The sequence below is a fragment of the Microcoleus sp. C2D2 genome (assembly GCF_036702495.1).
Taxonomy (GTDB): domain Bacteria; phylum Cyanobacteriota; class Cyanobacteriia; order Cyanobacteriales; family Microcoleaceae; genus Microcoleus.
The window spans coordinates 1-5467 of record NZ_JAUBTO010000273.1; the positions used below are offsets into that span (position 1 = coordinate 1).

Consider the following 5467-nt stretch of genomic DNA (forward strand, 5'->3'; position numbering starts at 1 on the left):
GGTAAAATCATTAAAACCATCGGCGATGCCGTCATGGCTTCCTTTATCAGCAACGAACAAGCAATTATGGCGGCAGTCGGTGCTGTGACCAGTTTCAGAGAGTACAATTTAAATCGCCCACAATCCGAGTGGATTCAAGTCAGAATTGGCCTTCACCGAGGTACGGCTTTGCTCGTAAATCTTAATAATTCGATCGACTATTTTGGTTCCACAGTCAACAAAGCCGCCCGCATTCAAAATCTTTCTAAAAGTGACGAAGTTTCGTTTTCCGAAGATGTTTACAGGGACCAAGGATTTTTAACAGCATTACAAGCTGCGGGAGTGTCCGAAATTCACAAACGTGTGGAAGATTTAAAGGGAATACAAGGCGCCCAAGTGGCTTATACTGCTAGAATTAATACGGAATCTGTAATCGCGCTCTCTGGTACACTGGTCGCTCAAAGAAACTAATTAAGCAGATATACCTAGTGATTGCCACCCTCTTGTTGCGATCGCCACAACAGCAGATAGAGTTCTTCGATCGCGCTCAGCTCATGGCTCCAAGAGTGTAGCTCACCCTTAAGGGAGTTGCGTTATGATGGCAACTTAACCGACGCTCAAAATAGTCGGAAGTAATCAGTCGCACACTTGCCAGATAGGTATGCTGCTAAATAACTGAAGTCCAGGACTTCGCACGATGACTTCTCATAAATTATCTCCCGAGAATACACCAGAATCGATCGCCCCAGCCACCCTCAACATCGAACAATCAGCAAAAACCGAGGCCCCCTTTCCCATAGTTGGGATTGCCGCCTCCGCAGGAGGGTTGGAAGCATTCACGGAGTTACTGACCCATTTACCGATAGATACGGGTATGGCGTTTGTGCTGATTCAGCATTTAGCCCCCGATCACAAAAGTCTGCTGAGGGAGATTCTCAGCAGAAGCACGCAAATGCCTGTTAGTGAGGTACAAGACGGCATCGCTGTAGAGCCGAATCAAGTCTACGTCATTCCGCCCAATACCAAGATGGTGCTATCTAAAGGCGTGCTGCAACTATCACCCCGCGAGAAGCTTTATGGCAAATATATGCCGGGAGATGCGTTTTTTACGTCATTGGCGATCGATCGCGGACACAAAGCAATTGCCGTAGTATTATCCGGGGGAGACGGAGACGGTTCACTGGGGCTCAAGGCAATCAAAGCAGCCGGAGGCATGACTTTTGCTCAATGTCAAGACACGGCAAAATTCGATAGTATGCCGAATACCGCTGTTGCAACAGGAAATGTCGATTTTGTTCTGCCACCGGAAAAAATTGCCGAGGAACTGGCAAACTACAGTCGCAGTCCCCTTCTCACTGGCCCGCTTCCCCTGACAAAAGTTGAGGAATCGCCCGAACAGCCATCGGCCTTGGCCACTATTTTGGCGCTGCTGAAATCGACCGCAGGCGTTGACTTCAGCCAGTACAAAGCGGCTACCCTGAACCGACGCATCCAGCGACGGATGGTATTGTATAAGCTAGAGAACTTGGATGATTACGCCGAATACCTTCGACACAATTCGGCTGAAGTCAAAGCTTTGTATGAAGAAATCCTGATCCACGTTACCAGTTTCTTCCGTGACAGCGAAGCCTTTCAAAAGTTAAAAAAGCTGGTTTTCCCCACGATTACCCAAAATAAATCCGCACAAGCTCCGATTCGGATTTGGGTGGCGGGATGTTCGACTGGTGAAGAAGTTTATTCCCTCGCCATTTGTTTGTTAGAGTTTTTGGGCGATCGAGTTATCCCGCCGATCCAGATTTTTGCCACGGACATTGGCGAGGCGACGATCGGGAAAGCTCGGTCAGGCGTCTACCTAGAAAACCAGATGGTAGACGTTTCACCAGAGCGACGCAATCGCTTCTTTATTCTACAAGAAGGAGGTAGTTATAAAATTTGCAAGGCCGTCCGCGAACTGTGCGTATTTGCCCGACAAGACTTAGGTAGTGACCCGCCTTTTTCCAATCTCGATTTAGTTAGCTGTCGCAATGTGCTGATTTACTTGGGAGAGTCATTGCAAAAGAAAGTGATGCCGATTTTTCATTACAGCCTTAACCCAACAGGCTTTCTGATGTTAGGTACTTCTGAGAGTCCCGGAAAATTTTCATACTTGTTTAAGTCAGTGGATAGAAAGTATAAAATTTATGCAAAAAAGTTGACTGCGACTCGTCCCACTTTTTCCTTTACGGCGAGCTCCTATCCCGTCGCTAAAACTGTTCAAAAACAGGAAATGAATGAAGAAAATTTAATAAATAGCTTCGACTTACAGCGAGAAACTGAGCAACGGATTTTGAATCGTTATGCCCCAGCCAGTGTGCTTGTCAACGAGGATATGAAAATCTTGCAAGTGCGGGGAGACATCGATCCTTACTTTAGAGTGGCAGCCGGAACGCCGGACTTAAACTTGCTGACAATGGCAAGGGCAGGCTTGCTTGTTGAGCTTCGCACCGCGATCGATCGGGCACAAACGCAGAACCTGACAGTTAGGAAAGAAAGGGTAGTGGTTGAATCGGGCGGACGATCGACTATCGTCAATATTGAGGTGATGCCGTTTCAGCCGCAAGCGTTCACAGCACGCTATTTTTTGCTGCTACTTGAAGAGGTTTTACCCCAGGCGATCGACTTGGGCACCGTCACTTCTGCAAGCTGCGAGCCAGGTGATTTAGCTTCGGAAAATGAGTGCCTGAGGCAGGCACTTGCCACCGCTAACCAAGAAAAAACTACGGCTAAAGTGCACCTGCAATCGCTGATCCAGGAGCAGGAAAATCTCAACCAAGACCTCAAAATTGCCAACGAAGAAATCCTATCGAGCAACGAAGAGTTGCAAAGCACCAACGAGGAACTAGAAACTGCCAAAGAAGAGATTCAAGCCACTAACGAGGAACTCACCACCACTAACGAGGAACTTCGCAGTCGAAATAGTGAACAAAGCCTGGTCAATAACGATCTGACAAATTTGCTTGCCAGTATCAATATCCCTATCTTAATGCTGACAAACGATTTACAGATTCGACGGTTTACGCCAACGGCACAGCAACTTTTTAGTCTGATTCCCACAGATGTTGGACGACCTTTTAGGGACATCCGAGCGGCTCTTGACGTTCCCGACTTGGAACAGATAATTTTGGAGGTGATTGATACTCTCCAGACGCAAGAACAAGAAGTTCAAACTTTATCGGGATATTGGTACAACCTCCGCATTCGTCCTTACCGTACAACGGAAAACCAGATTGACGGTGTGGTAATGGTTTTGATTGATATTGACGCTCTTAAACGCAGTGCCGCCACCTTGGAAGATGCCCGAAACTACGCTGAAACCATCGTGGAAACTGTGCAAACGCCTTTAGTCGCGCTAGATGCTAATTTCCGAGTGAATAAAGCAAATCGATCGTTCTATGAAACGTTTCAGGTTTCATCCTCAGAAACAGCAAAATCTTCGCTGTTTGAGCTAGGCAACGGGCAGTGGAATATCCCCCAATTGCGATGGATATTGGAAGATATTCTGGTTAGTGATGTTCAGCTTCAAAACTTTGAGTTGGAACACCTGTTTGATAATATCGGGCAGAAAACTATGGTGCTTAATGCTTGTAAACTTGAACGAGAAGATCGAGCTTTAATGATTCTGTTGTCGATCGAGGATATCACAGAGCGCAAGCAGTTTGAGACGCTACGATCGCAGTTATTGCAGCACGAACAGTTGGCCCGCCAACAAGCAGAAACCGCCAACCGTGCTAAAGATGAATTTCTCGCGAATCTCTCCCACGAGCTCCGCAATCCCCTGACTCCGATCCTGGCCTGGTCACAACTGCTGCGCTCTGGCAAGCTTAAGGAAGCAGACGCTATTCGCGCTATAGAGGTGATCGAGCGCTCCGCGAGGGCGCAATCTCAGTTAATCGAAGATATTCTCGATATTTCTCGGATTACGAGCGGCAAGCTCGCTTTTGATACCAGTTCGATCGATCTGCGGTTAGTGGTGGAAGCTGCGCTGGAGGGGGTTCAATTATCAGCAGAAGCAAAAAACATTCAAATTGTTTCGCATTTGATTGCTACAACTGTTTTAGGCGATATCAATCGCTTGCAGCAAGTTGTGTGGAATCTTTTATCTAATGCGATTAAGTTTACTCCGGCCGGGGGACGAGTGGAAATCATGCTTTCGGCGATCGACGATCGCGCTCAACTTCAAATCAGCGACACGGGAAAAGGCATTGGGGCAGAATTCTTGCCGTATATTTTCGATCGTTTCCATCAAGGCGATGCCAGCACCACTAAGGCTAATCAAGGGCTGGGATTGGGTTTGTCCATCGTGCGTCATCTGGTTCAATTGCACGGGGGAACGGTGCAAGCGGATAGTCCCGGTGAGGGACAAGGAACTACAATGACTCTGAGATTGCCGTTGAGAGCCTCGCCTCAAAATTTGACACCGGCGATCGATTTAGAGCCAACTTTTTTGGTAGAGCCTTTAAATGCCTCAAGAAGCGATTGTGTCCCCTCTCTCGAAGGCTTGCACATCTTAGTTGTGGACGATCTGCTCGATACCCGGGAGATCGTAGCATTTGTGCTCGAAAGCTACGGGGCTGAGGTTTTGACGGTTGCATCTGCCAGAAGTGCGATCGCTGCTTTGACTGAGAATCCCGGCAGATATGACGTGCTAATCTCTGATATCGGAATGCCAGAGGAAGATGGGTATTTCTTAATTCGAGAAGTGCGAACCCTTGCTGCAGAAGCCGGAGGAGAAATCCCAGCCGTCGCGCTGACTGCTTATGCGAGCGATAAAGAACGGCAAAGGGCGATCGAAGCTGGTTTTCAAACTCATATTGCTAAGCCGCTAAAGCCTATTCAACTAGGATTAATTATTGCCAATCTAGCAGGACGATTTTAATTTATTTTGAGCTAAAGCAATCCTAAATCAGTTTCAATAACTGGTTAACTTCCAAGCTCTGCCTGGGAACCGATGTCCAGAGGCTCTGCCTCGGCTGCGACAATGGAGGCAGAGCCTCCGAATATGCGTTACCAGGCAGAGCCTGGTAACGAGTATAATCATTTAGGATTGCTATAAAGGGATTTTAAAGGTTGAAGGTCCAGAAACAGAAGAGATACAAGAAATTAAACTCAAGCAGTTGGCAGGCAGCGATTTTGACAAAACAAATCTGACCGTGCGTCAGGGAAAAGTTAAGATAGAATTAACTAATACCGATCGCAATTTGTCCGGGCTGATTTTGCATACAGAGGAATTGCCCCAGGAATTGACATTAGAACAACTGCCCCTGCGGCTGTCAGGAATCCAACTGCTTCATCACCCGGATTATAAGCGTTTGTTCGGCGATCGAGTAATATCGGAAAGAGAGCGAGTCAAGATTCGGGCGATTACTATTAGACCTCTTGCAAAAATAACTAGGACGGGCAAGATGCCCATCCCACAAGAAAAAATAACTCTTGTGGGATGGGCATCTTG

Annotated in this window: 3 protein-coding genes; all 3 read left to right on the forward strand. The window is 47.2% G+C overall.

The features are described 5' to 3' along the window. Positions 1–450 (forward strand): adenylate/guanylate cyclase domain-containing protein (locus QUB61_RS37520; protein WP_333190404.1); only part of this gene is annotated, 450 nt, incomplete at its 5' end. A gap of 226 nt (positions 451–676) precedes the next feature. Further along, complete coding sequence (locus QUB61_RS37525) at positions 677–4894, forward strand: chemotaxis protein CheB (protein ID WP_333127502.1); 4218 nt, start codon at positions 677–679, stop codon at positions 4892–4894. A gap of 238 nt (positions 4895–5132) precedes the next feature. After that, positions 5133–5467: hypothetical protein (locus tag QUB61_RS37530; RefSeq protein ID WP_333127504.1), on the forward strand; the 335-nt coding region annotated here is incomplete at its 3' end.

Bases quoted from the DNA above. Each gene is read 5' to 3' on its own strand.
- QUB61_RS37525 (WP_333127502.1), top strand. From the start codon at position 677: ATGACTTCTCATAAATTATCTCCCGAGAATACACCAGAATCGATCGCC.